The organism is Variovorax sp. Soil_C_12, from assembly GCF_057657375.1.
The window spans coordinates 762,188-779,637 of sequence record NZ_JBDGIO010000001.1 but is presented as its reverse complement, the minus strand read 5'-3'; the positions used below and the strand labels follow the sequence as shown (position 1 = coordinate 779,637).

The window sequence follows — 17,450 nt, the reverse complement described above, 5'->3', positions numbered from 1 at the left end:
GGGGACCGGTGGGTTACTTGAAAATTGAAGAAGTGAACACGATGAAGAGCAATTGGTGCAACAAGAAGTGGCCGGCGAATCTGCTGCTGGCGGCCGGCGCGATGTGGGGCGGCGCGGCGCATGCAGTCAACGATCTGGCCGGCGGCCCGTCGGTGCGCCAGCTGAACCTGCCCGTGGGCGTCACCAAGATTGCGGAAGAGCAGCACTTCCTGCACACCGTGATGCTGGTCCTGTGCACGGTGATCTTCATCGCCGTCTTCGCGGTCATGTTCTATTCGATCTGGAAGCACCGCAAGTCGGTGGGCCACAAGGCGGCCAACTTCCATGAATCGGTGGTGGTCGAAGTCCTCTGGACCATCGTGCCCTTCATCATCGTGATCCTGATGGCACTGCCGGCCACCAAGGTGCTGGTGGCCCAGAAGGACACCACCAACGCCGACCTCACGATCAAGACCACCGGCTACCAGTGGAAGTGGGGCTACGACTACATCAAGGGCGAGGGCGAGGGCCTGGCCTTCATCTCCACATTGGACAGCTCGCACCGCGCCTTGTCGGACGCCGGCGCCAAGGGCGACGTGCCGGACGACTACCTGCTGAAGGTCGACAACCCGATGGTGGTGCCCGTCGACACCAAGGTCCGCATCATCACCACCGCCAACGACGTGATCCACGCCTTCGCCGTGCCGCAGCTGGGCGTCAAGCAGGACGCCATTCCCGGCTTCGTGCGCGACACGTGGTTCCGTGCCGAGAAGGTGGGCGACTACTACGGCCAGTGCCAGGAGCTCTGCGGCAAGGAGCACGCCTACATGCCGATCCACGTGAAGGTCGTTTCGAAGGGTGACTACACCGCCTGGGTCGATGCCAAGCGCAAGGAGGCGGCGGCCAAGCAGGACGACCCGACCAAGGTCTGGACCCTGCCCGAGATCCTGGCACGCGGCGAGAAGGTCTATGCGGCCAACTGCGCCGCCTGCCACCAAGCCAACGGCAAGGGCGCGGGCCCGATCAAGCCGCTGGACGGCTCGGCGATCGTGGTGGACGCCGACCACAACAAGCAGATCCACATCGTGCTCAACGGCGCGAACAACGGCGCCATGCCCGCCTGGAAGCAGCTGAGCGACACCGACATCGCCGCCGTGGTGAGCTTCACCAAGAACAGCTGGTCGAACAAGACGGGCCAGCTGGTGCAGCCGGCCGAGGTGCTGGCGCAGCGCGGCAAGTAAGCCGACGCTGCCCCACGACGCCACGACGAAGAGTTTGCAAGGAATAACACAATGAGCGCAGTCATCGATCCCCACGGCCACGCCCCCGGCCACGGCGACCATGCCCACGACGATCACCACCACGGCGCGCCGACCGGTTGGCGCCGCTGGGTGTTCGCCACCAACCACAAGGACATCGGCACGCTTTACCTGCTGTTCTCCTTCACCATGCTGATGGTGGGCGGCGTGCTCGCGCTGCTGATCCGCGCCGAGCTGTTCCAGCCCGGCCTGCAGGTCGTGAACCCCGAACTGTTCAACCAGTTCACCACCATGCACGGCCTGATCATGGTGTTCGGCGCGATCATGCCGGCCTTCGTGGGCTTCGCGAACTGGATGATTCCGATGCAGATCGGCGCCTCCGACATGGCCTTTGCGCGGATGAACAACTTCAGCTTCTGGCTGCTGATCCCCGCGGCCCTGATGCTGGTGGGCTCCTTCTTCATGCCGGGTGGCGCCCCCGCCGCCGGCTGGACGCTCTACGCGCCGCTGACGCTGCAGATGGGCCCTTCGATGGACGCCGGCATCTTCGCGATGCACATCATGGGCGCCTCGTCCATCATGGGCTCGATCAACATCATCGTGACCATCCTCAACATGCGCGCCCCCGGCATGACGCTGATGAAGATGCCGATGTTCTGCTGGACCTGGCTCATCACCGCCTACCTGCTGATCGCCGTGATGCCCGTGCTTGCCGGCGCCATCACGATGACGCTGACCGACCGTCACTTCGGCACCAGCTTCTTCAGCCCCGCCGGCGGCGGCGATCCGGTGATGTACCAGCACATCTTCTGGTTCTTCGGCCACCCCGAGGTCTACATCATGATCCTGCCGGCTTTCGGCATCATCAGCCAGATCGTGCCGGCCTTCTCGCGCAAGCGCCTGTTCGGCTACGCCTCGATGGTGTATGCGACCTCCTCGATCGCGATCCTGTCCTTCATCGTGTGGGCGCACCACATGTTCACTACCGGCATGCCGTTGACCGGTCAGCTTTTCTTCATGTACGCGACCATGCTGATCGCGGTGCCGACGGCGGTGAAGATCTTCAACTGGATCGCCACCATGTGGCAGGGCTCGATGACCTTCGAGACCCCGATGCTCTTCGCGGTGGGCTTCATCTTCGTGTTCACCATGGGCGGCTTCACCGGCCTGATCCTGGCGATCGCGCCGATCGACACCCAGCTGCAGGACACCTACTACGTCGTCGCCCACTTCCACTACGTGCTGGTGGCCGGCTCGCTCTACGCCATGTTCGCCGGCTACTACTACTGGGTGCCCAAGTGGACCGGCGTGATGTACAACGAGGCGCGCGGCAAGATCCACTTCTGGTGGTCGCTGATCTCCTTCAACATCACCTTCTTCCCGATGCACTTCCTGGGCCTGGCCGGCATGCCGCGCCGCTATGCCGACTACCCGATGCAGTTCGCCGATTTCAACGCCCTGGCCTCGGTCGGCGCCTTCGCCTTCGGCCTGGCGCAGGTCTACTTCTTCTTCTTCATCGTGCTGCCCACGATGATGGGCAAGGGCGAGAGGGCTTCGCAGAAGCCCTGGGAAGCGGCCGAGGGCCTGGAGTGGGAAGTGCCGTCGCCGGCGCCCTTCCACACCTTCGAGACCCCGCCCAAGCTGGACGCCACCGCCACCAAGGTGATCGGCTGAGAGGATGCATGCGATGACGCCTGAACAGAAGAGGAACAACCGGCGCATGGGGCTCACGCTGGCCTCCATCGCGGTGCTGTTCTTCATCGGCTTCGTCGTCCGCATGGTCTGGGTCGGACGCTGACTGGGCACGAGGCGAAGCGAACATGGGCATCGGTCAACGTATCCGGCGCGAGAACGTCCGCATGGTGGGCAAGCTGGCCGTGGTCGCGGCCGGCATGTTCGCCTTCGGCTATGCGCTGGTGCCGTTGTACCGCGCCATCTGCGAGATGACCGGCATCAACATCCTGGCGCTCTCCGAGCTCGAGGTGCCGGGCGGCGCCAGCGGCGGCAAGAACGTCCGGCTGCCCGACAACACGCAGGTCGACACCAGCCGCACCATCACGGTCGAGTTCGACGCCAACGTGCGCGGCCTCTGGGACTTCAAGCCTGCGCAGCGCTCGATGCAGGTCCATCCGGGCCAGCTCAACACGGTGATGTACGAGTTCCAGAACGTGCAGAACCGCCGCATGGCCGCGCAGGCCATCCCGAGCTACGCGCCGCAGCAGGCCGCGCCGTACTTCAACAAGCTCGAGTGCTTCTGCTTCAACCAGTACACGCTCGACGCGGGCGAGAAGAAGCAGTGGCCGGTCGCATTCGTGATCGATCCGAAGATCTCCAAGGACGTCAAGACGATCACGCTGTCGTACACCTTCTTCGAGGTCGGCGGCAAGACGCCGTCCGCGCCCGTGGCCGCCAATAGCGCTGTGCCCGCGCCGGCCGCGGGGCCGCGCTCATGATCATGGCCGAGACACCGCCGCCCAAGAAAGGCTCCCTGTGGCGCACCGCCAAGGCGGTGGCCTGGGGCTTCTTCGGCGTGCGCAAGAACAGCGACTACCAGGAAGACATCGCCAAGCTCACGCCGCTGCACGTCGTGGCCGTAGGGCTGGTGGCCGCCGTGCTCTTCGTGGTCGGCCTGATCCTGCTGGTGAAATTCGTCGTCGCGCCCTGACAGAGACAAGTGCCCCACAGATTTGAATCGAGAGAAGAGAACCAGGACCTGATATGAGTTCAAGCACCCACGGCACCACGCCTTACTACTTCGTGCCCGCGCCGTCGCCGTACCCGGTAATGGCGTCGATCGGCCTGCTCTTCGTGATCTTCGGCGCCGCTCAATGGATCAACGGCCACCAGTGGGGCGCCTGGTCGCTGCTGCTGGGCATGGTGTGGTGGCTGGCCACGCTCTTCGTCTGGTTCCGCCGCGCCATCGGCGAGAGCGAGAGCGGCCAGTACGGCCACAAGGTGGACCTCTCCTTCCGCTGGAGCATGAGCTGGTTCATCTTCTCCGAGGTGATGTTCTTCGGCGCCTTCTTCACCGCGCTGTGGTGGGCTCGCACCCACGCGCTGCCCGCGCTCGGCAGCCTCGACAATGCCCTGCTGTGGCCCGACTTCAAGGCCGTGTGGCCGACCGTGGCGGCCGGTGTGACCGGTTCTCCGGCCGACATCGTCGAGCCCTTCCAGACCGTCGGCCCCTTCTGGCTGCCGACCATCAACACCGCGCTGCTGCTGAGCTCGGGCGTCACGCTGACCATCGCCCATCACGCGCTGCGCGCCAACCACCGCGCTCAGGCGATCCGCTTCATGTGGCTCACCGTGCTGCTGGGCGCCACCTTCCTCGGCGTGCAGGGCTACGAGTACTACCACCTCTACACCGACCTGAACCTCAAGCTCAGCTCCGGCGCCTACGGCTCCACCTTCTTCATGCTGACCGGTTTCCACGGGCTGCACGTGTTCATCGGCATGCTGATGCTGCTGTTCATCACCCTGCGCCTGCGCAGCGGCCACTTCACGCCGGAGCGCCACTTCGGCTTCGAGGGCGCGGCCTGGTACTGGCACTTCGTCGACGTGGTGTGGCTCGGCCTGTACTTCCTGGTCTACTGGCTTTGAGCTTTCCGGACGGCACAAAGAAAAAGCGCCGTAAGGCGCTTTTTTCATGGCGTCTGTGGAACGAGCACGACCTACTTGCCGACGGGCAGCCCGCCCGGCTGGATGTAGCCGAGCTTCCAGGCCAGCAGCAGGCACAGAAACAAAAGCACCGAGAGCCCGATCCGAACGGTGAGCGCGCGCACCATCCCGCCGCTCTTGGCGCGGCCCTCGCGCCCATCCCTCAGCATGAAGAACAGCGCGACACCGAGGCTCGCCAGGATGCCGATGAAGGCCAGGGCGACAAGGTATTTCATGACTCCGATTATCGGCCGCAGCAGCCGGCCCATGGCGTGAACGATGACTTGGCACCCGCCGCGCGGCGTGCGCGCGGCGGACGCTTCTGGCTGATCACCATGGCGGCCCTGGTGATGCTCGCAGCGACGATTTCGCTCGGACGATGGCAGCTGTCGCGTGCCGCGCAGAAGGAAGCGCTGCAGACCCAGATCGAGGCGCAGAAGACCCTGCCGCCGCTCGAGCAGGATGACTTCCTCGCGCTCGACCCGGCGACTTCCGCCATGCACCGGCCGGTGCGGTTGCACGGGCTCTGGCTGGCGCCGCACACGGTCTACCTGGACAACCGCCAGATGCATGGGCTGCCCGGCTTCTACGTGCTCACGCCCTTTGCCATCGAAGGCAGCAACCAGACCGTGCTGGTGCAGCGCGGCTGGGTGCAGCGCAATTTCACCGACCGCGCGCAGCTCGCCCCGGTCGAGACGCCGAGCGGCCTGGTCGAACTGATCGCCCGGGTCGCGCCGCCGCCCGCGCACCTGCTCGAACTGGGCAAGGAAAGCCCGCCGCCCGCCGCGGCGCCGGGGTCTTCGCCCATCCGGCAGAATCTCGATCTCGAAGCGTTCCGCGCCCAGACCGGGCTGCCCCTGCGGACCGATGTCTCGCTGCTGCAGACCGGCACGGCCTCCGAGGGCTTGCAGCGCGACTGGCCGGTCCCGGCGCTGGGCATCGAGAAGCACTACGGCTATGCGTTCCAGTGGTTTGGGCTCGCCGCCCTCGTCGTCATCCTTTATGTCTGGTTTCAACTCATCGCCCCCTTCCGCAGCGCGCGCCGCCTCCGCCGTGGCTGACGAGCCGCTCGGGCTGACGGTGCACTCGATGCCCTCGCCTCGCCAGGCACTCGATGGTGCCGAGGGCCGGCGCACCGTGCTCGGCCGCTGGAAGATGATCCTGGTCATGCTGTGCTGCGCGGCGCCGGTGATCGCCTCGTACTTCACCTACTACGTGATCCGGCCCGAGGGGCGGCGCGTCTATGGCGAGCTGATCGACCCGCAGCGCACCATGCCCGAACTGATGGCGGCCACGCGTGAAGGCGCGCCGGTGCGCCTCTCCACGCTCAAGGGCCAGTGGCTGCTGGTCGCAGTGGCCGATGCCGGCTGCGATGCGCTGTGCGAGCAGCAGCTCTACCTGCAGCGCCAGCTACGCGAGAGCCTGGGGCGGGAGAAGGATCGGCTCGACCGCGTCTGGCTGGTGAGCGACACGGCGCCTGTGCCCGCGCGCCTCGACAACGGCCTGCAAGGCGCGACCGTGCTGCGCGTGCCGCCGGCGCAGCTGGCGCAATGGCTGGCTCCCGAATCCGGCCATGCGCTGGCGGAGCACTTCTACGTGGTCGATCCCATGGGCAACTGGATGATGCGCTTCCCCGCCCGCATGGACACCGCCGGCGCAGCCCGCGCCAAGCGCGACCTCGAGCGCCTGCTGCGCGCCTCGGCCTCCTGGGACGAGCCCGGCCGCTAGCCGCGGCACTCCGCACCCCATGGACACGAACTCTCTCTACGACCTGACCCCCATCGCCTGGCTGCTGGCGGTGGGGGTGCTGCTCGCCCTCGGGCCGCTGCTCTGGGTCTGGCGCCGCAGCGCTGGCCATGGCGCGGCCCGGCGCCTGCACGTGCTGACCGTGCTGACGCTGTTCCTGACCTTCGACCTCACGCTGTTCGGCGCCTTCACGCGCCTGACGGATTCAGGCCTGGGCTGCCCCGACTGGCCCGGCTGCTACGGCAACGCGAGCCCCATCGGCGCGCGCCACGACATCGCGATGGCGCAGGCTGCGCAGCCCACCGGCCCGGTGACGCACAGCAAGGCCTGGGTGGAGATGGTGCATCGCTACCTGGCCACGGGCGTCGGCTTCCTGATCCTCGTACTGGCGCTGTCCACCTGGGTGGCGCGGCGGAACCAGCGGCATGCGGAGCATGCGCGCGAGAGGCCGCTGAGCGCCTGGTGGCCGGCTGCCACGCTGGTGTGGGTCTGCCTGCAAGGCGCCTTCGGTGCGCTGACCGTGACCTGGAAGCTGTACCCTGCCATCGTCACCCTGCACCTGCTGGGCGCCGTCGTGTTGCTGGCGCTGCTGTGCATCCAGGCGGTGCGCTACCGGCAGGCGGCGGCGGAGCGGCTGCCCACGGCAATCCCTTCGGCGCTGCGCACGCTGCTGATCGTGGTGACGGTCTTGCTGCTGTTGCAGATCGCGCTCGGCGGCTGGGTCAGCACCAACTACGCGGTGCTCGCCTGCACCCAGTTCCCGACCTGCCAGGGCAGCTGGTGGCCGCCGATGAACTTCGCCCAGGGCTTCCACATCTGGCGCTCGCTGGGCGAGGGCGCGGACGGCGCGCCCATCGACTTCACGGCGCTCACCGCCATCCATTACGTGCATCGCCTCATGGCTTACCTGGTGTTCGTCGCGATCGGCCTGCTCGTCTGGCACCTGCGGCGCGTCGCACCGCTGCGCCCGCAGGCCCGATGGCTGGCGGGGCTGGCGCTGCTGCAGCTGGCGACTGGCCTGGGCAATGTGCTGCTGGGCTGGCCGCTGGTGGCGGCCGTGCTGCATACCGGCGGCGCCGCGGCGCTCGCGGTGGTGCTGACCTGGACGCTGTGCGAGAGCCGGGGCGCGCGAAGCGCCGTGTCCGCCGCTGCGCAGGAGCGCCGCCGCGGGATGGAGGCTGCATGACCACGCCAGCCTCGGTCCACAGCCACAGCACCGCCAACGTGCTGCGCCAGTTCTACGCGCTGACCAAGCCGCGCGTGGTGCAGCTGATCGTGTTCTGCGCCCTCATCGGCATGGTGCTGGCCGTGCCCGGCCTGCCCAGCCTGGCCGCGCTGCAGCGCATCGTGGTGGCCTGCATCGGCATCTGGCTGGTGGCCGGCGCCGCGGCGGCCTTCAACTGCCTGGTCGAGAAGGGCATCGACGCCAAGATGAAGCGCACCGCCTGGCGGCCCACCGCGCGCGGCGAGCTCAGCGACCGGCAAGCCCTGCTGTTCTCGGCGGGACTGTGCGCGGCCGGCTCGGCGCTGCTGTGGTTTGCGGTGAATCCGCTCACCATGGGGCTTACCTTCGCGACCTTCGTCGGCTACGCCGTGATTTACACCGTGATCCTCAAGCCGCTGACGCCGCAGAACATCGTGATCGGCGGCGCCTCCGGTGCGATGCCGCCGGTGCTGGGCTGGGCCGCGATGACGGGCGACGTGGGGCCCGAGGCGCTGATCCTCTTCCTCATCATCTTCCTGTGGACGCCGCCGCATTTCTGGGCGCTCGCGCTCTACCGCGTGGAGGACTACCGCAAGGCGGGCCTGCCCATGCTGCCGGTGACCCACGGCAACGAGTTCACGCGGCTGCAGGTGCTGCTCTACACCTTCATCCTCTTCGCCGCCTGCCTCATGCCCTTCATCTACGGCATGAGCGGCTGGCTCTACCTGGCGGTCGCGGTGGCCGTGAGCATCGGCTTCACCGGCTACGCCTTCGCGCTGTGGCGCAAGTACTCGGACACGCTGGCGCGAAAGACCTTCCGCTTCTCGCTGATCCACCTGAGCGTGCTCTTTGCCGCGCTGCTGATCGACCACTACCTGCGATGAACAAATCCATGAACAAGCGGCACGCACTTCGATTGCTGGCCTGGACCGGGCTGGCGGCTGTCGCCGGCACGGGCCTCGCGGCCTGCACGGACAGGAAGCCCAGCTTCAATGCCGTGGACATCACCGGCGCCGACTATGCCAAGGGCTTTACCCTGGCCGATGCCGACGGCAGGCAGCGCACGCTGGCCGACTTCAAGGGCAAGGTCGTCGTGATGTTCTTCGGCTATGCGCAGTGCCCCGACGTCTGCCCGACCACCATGACCGAGATGGCGCAGGTGAAGCAGCAGCTGGGCAGCGACGGCGACAAGCTGCAGGTGCTCTTCGTCACCGTCGATCCGGAGCGCGACACGCCCACCGTGATGAAGGCCTACATGGGTGCCTTCGACCCGGCCTTCGTCGCGCTGATCCCGACGCCGGAGCAACTGCCCGCACTGGCGAAGGACTACAAGGTCTACTACAAGAAGGTCGAGGGCAAGACGCCGACCAGCTATTCGATGGACCACTCGGCCGCCAGCTTCGTCTACGACACCGAGGGCCGACTGCGGCTCTATGCCCGCTACGGCGCAGGCGTGCCGGCGATGGTGTCGGATCTCAAGGCCCTGTTGAGGTCCGACTGAACCGCCGGCGCCGATGGCTTCCGCGAGCGTCGATCATCTGCGGCAGCGCAAGGGCGCCTTCCGCATCGCGCTGATCCCACCGGAGGTGCTGCAGGCGCTCAACGAGGGCCTGCTGGAGACCGTCAACCTCAACGAATTCATGGCACTGGAGCTGCCGCGGCTGGCACGCAGCGTTGCGGGGCAACTGGGTCTCGATCCGGAGAGCGAGCGCCTCGTCGACACCCTCGCCATGCTGTCGGCCTTCAAGCCCATGAAGCGCCACGGACATATCGCGCGGGCGCTTTATGACCTCGCGGCGCTCCACGCCGAGCGCGACGCGGTGGCGCATCGCCTCGCCACGCATCCCAGCGACGTCGCGCGCAGCTGGGCCACCCAATGGGTCACGCTCTCGGGCCTGCCGCTGCCGGCGCAGCTGCAGGCGGTGCGTCGCTTTGCCGCCGATCCGCACTTCGGCGTGCGCGAGATGGCGTGGATGGCGGTGCGCGAGGCCACCATCGCTTCGCTCGACGAGGCCCTGGTGCTGCTGGCGCCCTGGGTGGCGGACGCTGACCCGAACATCCGCCGCTTCGCCAGCGAGCTCACGCGGCCGCGCGGTGTCTGGTGCGCGCAGATCGAGCGGCTCAAGGCCGAGCCCTGGCTGGGCCTGCCGCTGCTGGAACCCTTGCGGGCCGATCCCAGCCGCTATGTTCAGAACTCGGTCGCCAACTGGCTCAACGATGCCAGCCGGGCGAAGCCCGAGTGGGTCGAGCAGACCTGCGCGCGCTGGCTCGACGAGGGCAGGGACGTGCCGCAGACCGCGTACGTTGTCCGGCGGGCGCTCCGGACACTGGACAAGCGCTGAGCCCAAAGAAAAAGCCCGGACGACGCCGGGCTTCGATGGGGAGGCGACCGAGGCTCAGGCGAATTCCGCCAGCGCCTTCTTCATCTTCTTCATGGCCGCAACCTCGATCTGGCGGATGCGCTCGGCGCTCACGCCATAGACCGCAGCCAGCTCATGCAGCGTCATGCCGCCCGAGCCGTCGTCGTTGACCTTGAGCCAGCGCTCTTCGACGATGCGGCGGCTGCGGTCGTCCAGCGTCGCCAGGGCCGTGGAGATGCCGTCGGTCGACAGGCGGTCGCGCTGACGCGATTCGATCTGCGCCGTGGGCTCCTGCGAGGCGTCGGCCAGGTAGGCGATGGGGCCGAAGCCATCGTCGCCGTCGTCCGAGGGGCTGGGGTCGAGCAGCACGTCGCCGCCCGACATGCGCGTTTCCATCTCGAGCACTTCCTCGGGCTTCACGTTCAGCCGGGTCGCCACTTGGGAGACCTCGTCCGCGCTCAGCGTGTCGCGGTGCGTGTCGCCGTCGGCCGAGTCGGCCTTGAAGCCCTGCTTCATCGAGCGCAGGTTGAAGAACAGCTTCCGCTGGGCCTTGGTCGTCGCGACCTTGACCATGCGCCAGTTCTTCAGGATGTACTCGTGGATCTCGGCCTTGATCCAGTGCATGGCGTAGCTCACCAGCCGCACGCCCTGGTCGGGGTCGAAGCGCTTGACGGCCTTCATCAGGCCGACGTTGCCTTCCTGGATCAGGTCGCCGTGCGGCAGCCCGTAACCCAGGTACTGACGGGAAATCGAGATCACGAGGCGCAGGTGCGAGAGCACCAGCGCGCTGGCGGCTTCCAGGTCATTGGTGTCGCGCAGCCGACGCGCGTAGCGCTGCTCTTCCTCCTGCGTCAGCAGGGGGAGGCGGTTGGCTGCGGAAATGTAGGCGTCCAGGTTACCCAGCGAGGGCACCATCGACCAGGGATTGGCGATGGCGAGCTGGTTGGCGGGGGCTCCGGACATTGCTGTCATTGGGCAAACTCCTTCGTTCAGAGGCATATTAGCACTCGGTTGGACGGAGTGCTAAGCTAAGGGTCCCCCGGAGTTTCAATAGGGTTGATAGGCACAGCCTATCCCCGCGCCCTTTCCACGCCAATAGGACGGCGCCGGGTCTGGGGTCTAGCCGCTGTTACCAGCGGATGCCCAGGCGCAAGAATAGCCTGGACAGCACGAACAGCGGCCCGACCCACAGGTACTGGATGTCTTCGAAGAAGGAAGGTTTCTTGCCCTCGATCTTGTGGCCGATGAACTGGAAGATCCAGGCCACCACAAAGATGGTGGCGGAGATCGGGAGCACAAGGTCTCCCATCGCATGCACTGCAGCCAGTGCCACGACGATGCAGACCCCCATCGCGATCAAGAAGCTCGCGGAGCGCAGCATCAGGTAATAGACCCCGCTGGCGGCCACGAAGGCGTAGGCCACCCACGGATGCAGGGCATACAGCAGGCCGACGATGCTCAACATGATCGCCGGGATGGCGACCAGGTGGATCGCCTCGTTGGTCGGGTTCTGGTGGCTCTCGCCATAGTGGGCGAGCAGGCGATCGACCTTGCGGTCGGTGCCCGGCAGGGGCGTGGCGGCGCTGTGCATGGCTGTCTCCTGGAGGGCTCTGCGGCCCATGAAGATGATGCCAGAAGCACCGGCGCCGGCGCTATCCCATCAGGGCCTGGGCAAACTCCCGCGCCTTGAAGGTCTCCAGGTCTTCCAGCTTCTCCCCGACGCCGATGAAATACACCGGAATTGGCCGCTCGCGCGCGATCGCGCAGAGCACGCCGCCCTTGGCCGTGCCGTCCAGCTTGGTGATGACCAGGCCCGTCAGGCCCAGCGCCTCGTCGAAGGCCCTGACCTGTGCCAAGGCATTCTGGCCGGTGTTCCCATCGATGACCAGCAGCAGCTCGTGCGGCGCCGTGGGGTCGGCGCGGGTGACCACACGCTTGATCTTCTTGAGCTCGTCCATCAGGTGCAGCTGGGTTGGCAGACGGCCGGCGGTGTCGACCAGCACCACGTCCTTGCCGCGCGCCTTGCCGGCATTGACCGCGTCGAAGCTCACGGCAGCGGGGTCGCCGCCTTCCTGGCTCACGATCTCGACCGTGTTGCGGTCCGCCCAGACCAGCAACTGCTCGCGCGCTGCGGCGCGGAAGGTGTCGGCCGCCGCCAGCAGCACCGAGGCGCCCTCGTTGGACAGGTGCTTGGTCAGCTTGCCGATCGAGGTGGTCTTGCCGGCGCCGTTGACGCCCGCCACCATGACCACGGTGGGCGTGTGCTTGCCGATCACCAGCTCCTTCTCGAGCGGCCGCAGCAGGTCCGCAATGGCGTCGGCCAGCAGCACCTTGACCTGCGAGGCCTCGGTCGCCATGTTGCTGCGCACGCGGCGGCGCAGGTCTTCCAGGAGGTATTCGGTGGCCTTCACGCCCGTGTCGGCCATCAGCAGGGCCTCTTCGAGCTCTTCGTAGAGGGTGTCATCGATCTGGGCGTTGACGAAGGCGGCGGTGATGCTGTTGCCGGTCTTGCGCAGGCCTGTCTTGAGCTTGCTGAGCCAGCCGCTGCGCTCGGGAGGCGGAGCTTCCACAGGCGCAGGCGGTGGCGGTGGCACTGGCACCGGCACCGGCACCGGCACGTCGGCGGCGAGGACGGGGACATCGACAGGCGAGGGGACTGCCGGCGCGGCGGGGGCAGGGGCAGCCGCCGGCGGCGTCGGCTCGGCCGGCTTGCCGCCGAACCAACTGGACGGCGAGAGCAGCGACCTGGCGGGCGCCGGCGGCTCCGCGGGCGTCTCGACCGGCGCGGGGGCCAGCCTGTCGCTGTCGGCTGGCGGCTTTTTCTTGAAGAAACTGAACATCGGGGCGTTTTTACAATCCGACCCATTCTATGAAACACCCCTCGCCACGCCGCGCTGCGTCTGGTGCGGTGCTGGCCTCGGTGCTGATGGCGCCCTGGGTCGGAGCCGCTCTGGCCCAGACACCTCCGCCGGACGCTCCCGCCGCCGCCGCTTCTGCGGCCGCCCGGCCGGTCCAGGCCCGCCAATTCACCCTCGCCAACGGCATGACGCTCATCGTCAAGCCCGACCGGCGCGCGCCGACGGCGGTGCAGATGCTCTGGGTGCGGGTCGGCTCCTTCGACGAGGTCGACGGCACCTCGGGCGTGGCGCATGTGCTCGAGCACATGATGTTCAAGGGCAGCAAGGCGCTGAAACCCGGCGAGTTCTCGCGCCGCGTCGCTGCGCTGGGCGGGCGCGAGAACGCCTTCACCACGCGCGACTACACCGGCTACTACCAGCAGATCCCGGCCGACAAGCTGGAGCAGGTGATGGTCCTGGAGTCCGACCGCTTCGCCAGCAACCAGTGGCCGGACGACGAGTTCAAGCGCGAGATCGAGGTCGTCAAGGAAGAGCGCCGCCTGCGCACCGACGACCAGCCGCGCGCCCTGCTCGGCGAGCAGCAGAACGCCGCGATCTTCACCGCCTCGCCCTATCACCGCCCCATCGTCGGGTGGATGAGCGACCTCGACGCCATGACGCCGGCCGACGCGCGCGCCTTCTTCCAACGCTGGTATGTGCCCGCCAACGCGGCGGTGGTGATCGCCGGCGACGTCGATGTGGAGCGCGTGCGCGCCCTGGCAGAGAAGTACTACGGCCGCATTCCCGCCCGTGCCGTGCCCGAGCGCAAGCCGCGCATCGAGCCGGCGCAGCGCGGCATCCGGCGCATCGAATTCAAGGCGCCGGCCGAGCAGGCCTACGTCTCGCTGGCGTTCCGCTCGCCGCAGATCCCGGCGACCGACCAGTTCGACGGCGCGAGCGATGTCTATGCGCTCACGGTGCTGTCCGCCGTGCTCGACGGCTACCCCGGTGCGCGGCTCGACCGCGCGCTCACGCAGGGCCCGGGCCGCGTGGCCGACTCGGCCGGCGCGTACGCGGGCTTCGTCGGCCGCGGCCCGCAGCTTTTCGTGCTCGATGGCGTGCCTGCCGCCGGCAAGACGCCGGAGGTGGTCGAGGCGGCTCTGCGCGAGCAGGTGGCGAAGATCGCCCGCGAGGGCATCGGGGCGGCCGAGCTGGCCCGCGTCAAGACTCAGTGGACGGCCAGCGAGACCTACAAGCTCGATTCGGTGATGGCCCAGGCGCGCGAGCTCGGCAGCCACTGGATACAGGGCCTGCCGCTCGACGCCAGCGCGCGCATCATCGCGCGCCTGCAGAAGGTGACGGCCGAAGAAGTGCAGGCGGTGGCCGCGAAGTACTTCGGCGACGACCAGCTGACGGCTGCCATCCTGCGGCCGCTGCCGCCCGATCCCCAACGCCGCGCGCGCGGCTTCGCGGCGCCTGCGGGCGACCTGCGTTGAAGACCCGGAGCGGCCCCACCATGCTGAGCTTCAAGAACACCCGAACCCTGCTGTGCCTCGCACTGGCGCTGGCCGGCGCTGCGGCGCAGGCGGCCGTGCCGATCGAGCACTGGACGCTGCCCAGCGGCGCCAAGATCTACCTGGCTGCCACCGACGCTTTGCCCATCGTCGACGTGCAGATCGATTTCGACGCCGGCAGCCGGCGCGATCCGCCGGCGCAGTCCGGCCTGGCCGGCGTGACTGCCGGCATGGTCGAGAAAGGAATCCGCGCGAATGGGAGCGATCCAGCCATGGACCAGAACGCCCTGGGCGAAGCCTGGGCCGATCTGGGCGCCAACTTCGACGCCAGCGCCAGCGCCGACCGCATGAGCTTCTCGCTGCGCACGCTGTCCGAGCCGACGCTGCTGCAGAAGGCGGTGCAGCTCGCAGCGCGCGAAATCGGCGAGCCGGCCTTCCCCGAGGACGTATGGCAGCGCGAGCGCGAGCGCATCAACGCCTCGATCCGCGAATCCAACACCAAGCCCGCGACCCTGGCGGCGCGCACCTTCTCGCAGGACGTATTCGGCGACCATCCCTACGGGCTGGACACGACCGAGGCCACCCTGGCGCGCATCGACACCGCGGCGATGCGGCAGCGCTACGAGCAGCTGATCCTGCCTTGCCGCGCCAAGCTCAGCATCGTCGGCGCGGTCACGCGCGCGCAGGCGGAAACCATCGCGAACACGCTGCTGTCGCGCCTGCCCTCACCGGCGGGCGATTGCGCCGCGCTGCCGCCGGTGGCCGATGTCGTCCCCCTCGCCGCGCCCAAGGACGAGCGCCTGCCTTTCGATTCGGCCCAGGCCCATGTCTGGATCGGCCAGCCCGGCTACCCGCGCAGCGATCCGGACCATTTCGCGCTCACCCTCGGCAACTACATCCTGGGCGGCGGCGGCTTCGTCTCGCGCCTGACCGAGCAGGTGCGCGAGAAGCGCGGCCTGGCCTACAGCGTCTACAGCAGTTTCTCGCCGGGCCTGCACGCGGGCTCCTTCCGCATCGGCTTCCAGACCCGGCCCGACCAGGCGGCCGAAGCGGTGAAGGTCTCGCGCGAGGTGCTCGCCAGCTTCGTCGCCGAAGGGCCGACCGAGGCCGAGCTCAAGGCCGCCAAGGACAACCTGATCGGCGGCTTTCCGCTCCTGCTCGACAGCAACCGCAAGCTGCTCGGCAACGTGTCGAACATCGCGTGGAACGACCTGCCGCTCGACTACCTCGAGACCTGGACCGCGCGCATGAACGCGGTCACGGCGGCGGACGTCAAGGCCGCCTTCGCGCGCAAGCTGCAGCCCGATCGCATGGTGACGGTCGTGGTCGGCGGCAAGCCCTGAGGCTGCGCATCGCCGCTTGGCTACCATCCTCGCCTTACAGCGCAACACGAGGAGCGACAAGATGGCGATGGATGTGGTGGACTACGAGATCCGCGGCGCCGAGATGCAGTTCGTCGAGGTCGAACTGGACCCCGGCGAGGCGGCCATCGGCGAGGCCGGCAGCCTGATGTTCATGGACGGCGGCATCGCCATGGACACGGTGTTCGGCGACGGCTCGGCGCAGCAGGGCGGCGGCCTGTTCGGCAAGCTGCTGGGCGCGGGCAAGCGGCTGGTGACGGGCGAATCGCTCTTCACCACCGTCTACACCAACAACGCGCAGGACAAGCGCCGCGTGGCCTTCGCCGCGCCCTATCCCGGCAAGATCCTGCCGATGGACCTGAAAGCGCTGGGCGGGACGCTGATCTGCCAGAAGGATGCGTTTCTCTGCGCCGCGCGCGGCGTGAGCCTGGGCATCGCCTTCCAGCGCAAGCTCTCGGTCGGCTTCTTCGGCGGCGAGGGCTTCATCATGCAGAAGCTCGACGGCGACGGCCTGGCCTTCGTGCATGCCGGCGGCACGGTGGTCGAGCGCGAGCTGGCGCCGGGGCAGACGCTGATGGTGGACACGGGCTGCGTGGTGGCCTTCACTCCGAACGTCAATTTCGAGATCGAGTACGTCGGCAAGATCAAGACTGCCCTGTTCGGCGGCGAGGGGCTGTTCCTCGCCAAGCTCGGCGGCCCCGGCACCGTATGGCTGCAGAGCCTGCCTTTCTCGCGCCTCGCCTCGCGCGTGTTCGCGGCGGCACCGCAACGCGGCGGTTCGCGCGAAGAGGGCTCGGTGCTGGGCGGCTTCGCTGCCGGCGGGCTGCTGGGCGGCGTTCTGGGCGGCGACGATGAATAAGCGGGCACCGGCGCGCGGCAGTGTGAAGGCGGCACCGAGGCCCGCAGAGGCGCGCCGCAACGAGGTCCGCATCATCGGCGGCCGATGGAAGCGCACCCGCCTCGCCGTGGCCGACAAGCCCGGCTTGCGCCCCACGCCCGATCGCGTGCGCGAGACCCTGTTCAACTGGCTCGCCAGTCTGGCAGGCGCCAGTGGCGGGGAGTTGCCGGACTGGCACTGCATCGATGCCTTCGCGGGCACCGGAGCGCTCGGCTTCGAAGCGGCCTCGCGCGGCGCCGCCTCCGTGCTGCTGTGCGAGCAGGACGCAGCGCTGGTCGCGCAACTGCAGGCGTTGAAGACCAAGCTGGAGGCCGCGGCGGTGCGCATCGAGCGCGGCAATGGCGTCACTGCGCTCGAACGTGCGGCGCCGGGCAGCCTGCATGTCGTGTTCCTCGACCCGCCTTTCGAGAACGCGGCCCTCTACGAGCCCGCCCTGCGCGCGGCAGCGCGCGCACTGCGGCCCGCAGGCGTGGTCTACCTCGAAGCGGCGCGCCGCTGGGCCGACGAGGAACTGGCCGCACTCGGCCTCGGCGTGTTCCGATATCTCAAGGCCGGCGCAGTCCATGCACATCTCTTGATACTTGCGACTGACAGCACTGCATAATCCGGCCGAAGCAGGCCGCACCAGGAGGAAG

The 17,450-nt window shown here is 67.9% G+C and carries 20 protein-coding genes; 16 read left to right on the top strand and 4 right to left on the bottom strand.

Annotated elements, in window-relative coordinates; translation table 11 throughout:
• Window positions 1-41: 41 nt before the first annotated feature.
• The 6 genes from coxB to AC3A6X_RS03850 are packed head-to-tail and all read left to right on the top strand — an operon-like array spanning window position 42 to window position 4,838.
• Window positions 42-1,220 (top strand): cytochrome c oxidase subunit II, encoded by a 1,179-nt coding sequence (gene coxB / locus AC3A6X_RS03875; RefSeq protein ID WP_487840882.1) that lies wholly within the window; start codon window positions 42-44, stop codon window positions 1,218-1,220.
• 51 nt (window positions 1,221-1,271) lie between these two features.
• Window positions 1,272-2,912 (top strand): cytochrome c oxidase subunit I, encoded by a 1,641-nt coding sequence (ctaD, locus tag AC3A6X_RS03870; protein WP_487840881.1) that lies wholly within the window; start codon window positions 1,272-1,274, stop codon window positions 2,910-2,912.
• Between the two features lie 13 nt (window positions 2,913-2,925).
• The gene (locus AC3A6X_RS03865; protein ID WP_487840880.1) at window positions 2,926-3,036 is read left to right on the top strand and encodes a cytochrome oxidase small assembly protein; all 111 of its coding nucleotides are present in this window, start codon (window positions 2,926-2,928) and stop codon (window positions 3,034-3,036) included.
• Window positions 3,037-3,058: 22 nt separating this feature from the next.
• Window positions 3,059-3,691, top strand: coding sequence for a cytochrome c oxidase assembly protein (locus AC3A6X_RS03860; protein WP_487840879.1), 633 nt, complete (start codon window positions 3,059-3,061; stop codon window positions 3,689-3,691).
• Window positions 3,688-3,903 carry a DUF2970 domain-containing protein gene (locus tag AC3A6X_RS03855; protein WP_309968113.1) on the top strand — a complete coding sequence of 72 codons (216 nt, stop codon included), beginning with the start codon at window positions 3,688-3,690 and terminating at the stop codon, window positions 3,901-3,903. The genes AC3A6X_RS03860 and AC3A6X_RS03855 overlap by 4 nt, the downstream gene beginning before the upstream one ends.
• A gap of 53 nt (window positions 3,904-3,956) precedes the next feature.
• Complete coding sequence (locus tag AC3A6X_RS03850) at window positions 3,957-4,838, top strand: cytochrome c oxidase subunit 3 (protein WP_487840878.1); 882 nt, start codon at window positions 3,957-3,959, stop codon at window positions 4,836-4,838.
• Between the two features lie 71 nt (window positions 4,839-4,909).
• On the opposite strand, the gene AC3A6X_RS03845 is transcribed toward AC3A6X_RS03850, so the two are convergent.
• Window positions 4,910-5,131 carry a twin transmembrane helix small protein gene (locus tag AC3A6X_RS03845; RefSeq protein ID WP_487840877.1) on the bottom strand — a complete coding sequence of 74 codons (222 nt, stop codon included), beginning with the start codon at window positions 5,129-5,131 and terminating at the stop codon, window positions 4,910-4,912.
• A 99-nt stretch (window positions 5,132-5,230) separates the two neighbouring features.
• Here AC3A6X_RS03845 and AC3A6X_RS03840 point away from each other — a divergent pair, with 99 nt between their 5' ends.
• From AC3A6X_RS03840 to AC3A6X_RS03815, 6 genes are read left to right on the top strand one after another with little or no spacing between them, the layout of a single operon-like run.
• The gene (locus AC3A6X_RS03840; protein ID WP_487841096.1) at window positions 5,231-5,956 is read left to right on the top strand and encodes an SURF1 family protein; all 726 of its coding nucleotides are present in this window, start codon (window positions 5,231-5,233) and stop codon (window positions 5,954-5,956) included.
• Complete coding sequence (locus tag AC3A6X_RS03835) at window positions 5,898-6,623, top strand: SCO family protein (protein WP_487840876.1); 726 nt, start codon at window positions 5,898-5,900, stop codon at window positions 6,621-6,623. Before AC3A6X_RS03840 ends, AC3A6X_RS03835 begins: the two co-directional genes overlap by 59 nt.
• Window positions 6,624-6,642: 19 nt before the next feature.
• Entirely contained in the window at window positions 6,643-7,827 is a 1,185-nt protein-coding gene (locus tag AC3A6X_RS03830; RefSeq protein WP_487840875.1) for a COX15/CtaA family protein, read from the top strand.
• Entirely contained in the window at window positions 7,824-8,729 is a 906-nt protein-coding gene (gene cyoE, locus AC3A6X_RS03825) for a heme o synthase (RefSeq protein WP_487840874.1), read from the top strand. The genes AC3A6X_RS03830 and cyoE overlap by 4 nt, the downstream gene beginning before the upstream one ends.
• A gap of 8 nt (window positions 8,730-8,737) precedes the next feature.
• Entirely contained in the window at window positions 8,738-9,346 is a 609-nt protein-coding gene (locus AC3A6X_RS03820) for an SCO family protein (protein ID WP_487840873.1), read from the top strand.
• Window positions 9,347-9,359: 13 nt separating this feature from the next.
• Window positions 9,360-10,187, top strand: coding sequence for a DNA alkylation repair protein (locus tag AC3A6X_RS03815; protein ID WP_487840872.1), 828 nt, complete (start codon window positions 9,360-9,362; stop codon window positions 10,185-10,187).
• 54 nt (window positions 10,188-10,241) lie between these two features.
• On the opposite strand, the gene rpoH is transcribed toward AC3A6X_RS03815, so the two are convergent.
• The 3 genes from rpoH to ftsY all read right to left on the bottom strand — a co-directional run bounded on the left by rpoH (window position 10,242) and on the right by ftsY (window position 13,045).
• Window positions 10,242-11,177 carry an RNA polymerase sigma factor RpoH gene (gene rpoH, locus AC3A6X_RS03810; protein WP_487840871.1) on the bottom strand — a complete coding sequence of 312 codons (936 nt, stop codon included), beginning with the start codon at window positions 11,175-11,177 and terminating at the stop codon, window positions 10,242-10,244.
• A gap of 157 nt (window positions 11,178-11,334) precedes the next feature.
• The gene (locus AC3A6X_RS03805; protein WP_487840870.1) at window positions 11,335-11,796 is read right to left on the bottom strand and encodes an Mpo1 family 2-hydroxy fatty acid dioxygenase; all 462 of its coding nucleotides are present in this window, start codon (window positions 11,794-11,796) and stop codon (window positions 11,335-11,337) included.
• A 61-nt stretch (window positions 11,797-11,857) separates the two neighbouring features.
• Window positions 11,858-13,045 carry a signal recognition particle-docking protein FtsY gene (gene ftsY / locus AC3A6X_RS03800; protein WP_487840869.1) on the bottom strand — a complete coding sequence of 396 codons (1,188 nt, stop codon included), beginning with the start codon at window positions 13,043-13,045 and terminating at the stop codon, window positions 11,858-11,860.
• A 29-nt stretch (window positions 13,046-13,074) separates the two neighbouring features.
• Here ftsY and AC3A6X_RS03795 point away from each other — a divergent pair, with 29 nt between their 5' ends.
• The 4 genes from AC3A6X_RS03795 (at window position 13,075) to AC3A6X_RS03780 (ending at window position 17,419) form a co-directional block, all read left to right on the top strand.
• Entirely contained in the window at window positions 13,075-14,538 is a 1,464-nt protein-coding gene (locus tag AC3A6X_RS03795; RefSeq protein ID WP_487840868.1) for a M16 family metallopeptidase, read from the top strand.
• Window positions 14,539-14,558: 20 nt separating this feature from the next.
• A complete protein-coding gene (locus AC3A6X_RS03790; RefSeq protein WP_487840867.1) occupies window positions 14,559-15,899 on the top strand; it encodes a M16 family metallopeptidase in 1,341 nt (446 codons plus the stop codon).
• Between the two features lie 61 nt (window positions 15,900-15,960).
• Window positions 15,961-16,776: a TIGR00266 family protein gene (locus AC3A6X_RS03785; protein WP_487840866.1), complete on the top strand. Its 816-nt coding sequence runs from the start codon at window positions 15,961-15,963 to the stop codon at window positions 16,774-16,776.
• Window positions 16,769-17,419, top strand: coding sequence for an RsmD family RNA methyltransferase (locus AC3A6X_RS03780; protein WP_487840865.1), 651 nt, complete (start codon window positions 16,769-16,771; stop codon window positions 17,417-17,419). The genes AC3A6X_RS03785 and AC3A6X_RS03780 overlap by 8 nt, the downstream gene beginning before the upstream one ends.
• The last annotated feature ends 31 nt before the right edge of the window (window positions 17,420-17,450 follow it).

What these genes read in the sequence shown, in the direction of transcription:
- coxB (WP_487840882.1), top strand. Translation starts at nt 42, where the DNA reads ATGAAGAGCAATTGGTGCAACAAGAAGTGGCCGGCGAATCTGCTGCTG.
- ctaD (WP_487840881.1), top strand. Translation starts at nt 1,272, where the DNA reads ATGAGCGCAGTCATCGATCCCCACGGCCACGCCCCCGGCCACGGCGAC.
- AC3A6X_RS03865 (WP_487840880.1), top strand. Translation starts at nt 2,926, where the DNA reads ATGACGCCTGAACAGAAGAGGAACAACCGGCGCATGGGGCTCACGCTG.
- AC3A6X_RS03860 (WP_487840879.1), top strand. Translation starts at nt 3,059, where the DNA reads ATGGGCATCGGTCAACGTATCCGGCGCGAGAACGTCCGCATGGTGGGC.
- AC3A6X_RS03855 (WP_309968113.1), top strand. Translation starts at nt 3,688, where the DNA reads ATGATCATGGCCGAGACACCGCCGCCCAAGAAAGGCTCCCTGTGGCGC.
- AC3A6X_RS03850 (WP_487840878.1), top strand. Translation starts at nt 3,957, where the DNA reads ATGAGTTCAAGCACCCACGGCACCACGCCTTACTACTTCGTGCCCGCG.
- AC3A6X_RS03845 (WP_487840877.1), bottom strand. Translation starts at nt 5,131, where the DNA reads ATGAAATACCTTGTCGCCCTGGCCTTCATCGGCATCCTGGCGAGCCTC.
- AC3A6X_RS03840 (WP_487841096.1), top strand. Translation starts at nt 5,231, where the DNA reads ATGGCGGCCCTGGTGATGCTCGCAGCGACGATTTCGCTCGGACGATGG.
- AC3A6X_RS03835 (WP_487840876.1), top strand. Translation starts at nt 5,898, where the DNA reads ATGTCTGGTTTCAACTCATCGCCCCCTTCCGCAGCGCGCGCCGCCTCC.
- AC3A6X_RS03830 (WP_487840875.1), top strand. Translation starts at nt 6,643, where the DNA reads ATGGACACGAACTCTCTCTACGACCTGACCCCCATCGCCTGGCTGCTG.
- cyoE (WP_487840874.1), top strand. Translation starts at nt 7,824, where the DNA reads ATGACCACGCCAGCCTCGGTCCACAGCCACAGCACCGCCAACGTGCTG.
- AC3A6X_RS03820 (WP_487840873.1), top strand. Translation starts at nt 8,738, where the DNA reads ATGAACAAGCGGCACGCACTTCGATTGCTGGCCTGGACCGGGCTGGCG.
- AC3A6X_RS03815 (WP_487840872.1), top strand. Translation starts at nt 9,360, where the DNA reads ATGGCTTCCGCGAGCGTCGATCATCTGCGGCAGCGCAAGGGCGCCTTC.
- rpoH (WP_487840871.1), bottom strand. Translation starts at nt 11,177, where the DNA reads ATGACAGCAATGTCCGGAGCCCCCGCCAACCAGCTCGCCATCGCCAAT.
- AC3A6X_RS03805 (WP_487840870.1), bottom strand. Translation starts at nt 11,796, where the DNA reads ATGCACAGCGCCGCCACGCCCCTGCCGGGCACCGACCGCAAGGTCGAT.
- ftsY (WP_487840869.1), bottom strand. Translation starts at nt 13,045, where the DNA reads ATGTTCAGTTTCTTCAAGAAAAAGCCGCCAGCCGACAGCGACAGGCTG.
- AC3A6X_RS03795 (WP_487840868.1), top strand. Translation starts at nt 13,075, where the DNA reads ATGAAACACCCCTCGCCACGCCGCGCTGCGTCTGGTGCGGTGCTGGCC.
- AC3A6X_RS03790 (WP_487840867.1), top strand. Translation starts at nt 14,559, where the DNA reads ATGCTGAGCTTCAAGAACACCCGAACCCTGCTGTGCCTCGCACTGGCG.
- AC3A6X_RS03785 (WP_487840866.1), top strand. Translation starts at nt 15,961, where the DNA reads ATGGCGATGGATGTGGTGGACTACGAGATCCGCGGCGCCGAGATGCAG.
- AC3A6X_RS03780 (WP_487840865.1), top strand. Translation starts at nt 16,769, where the DNA reads ATGAATAAGCGGGCACCGGCGCGCGGCAGTGTGAAGGCGGCACCGAGG.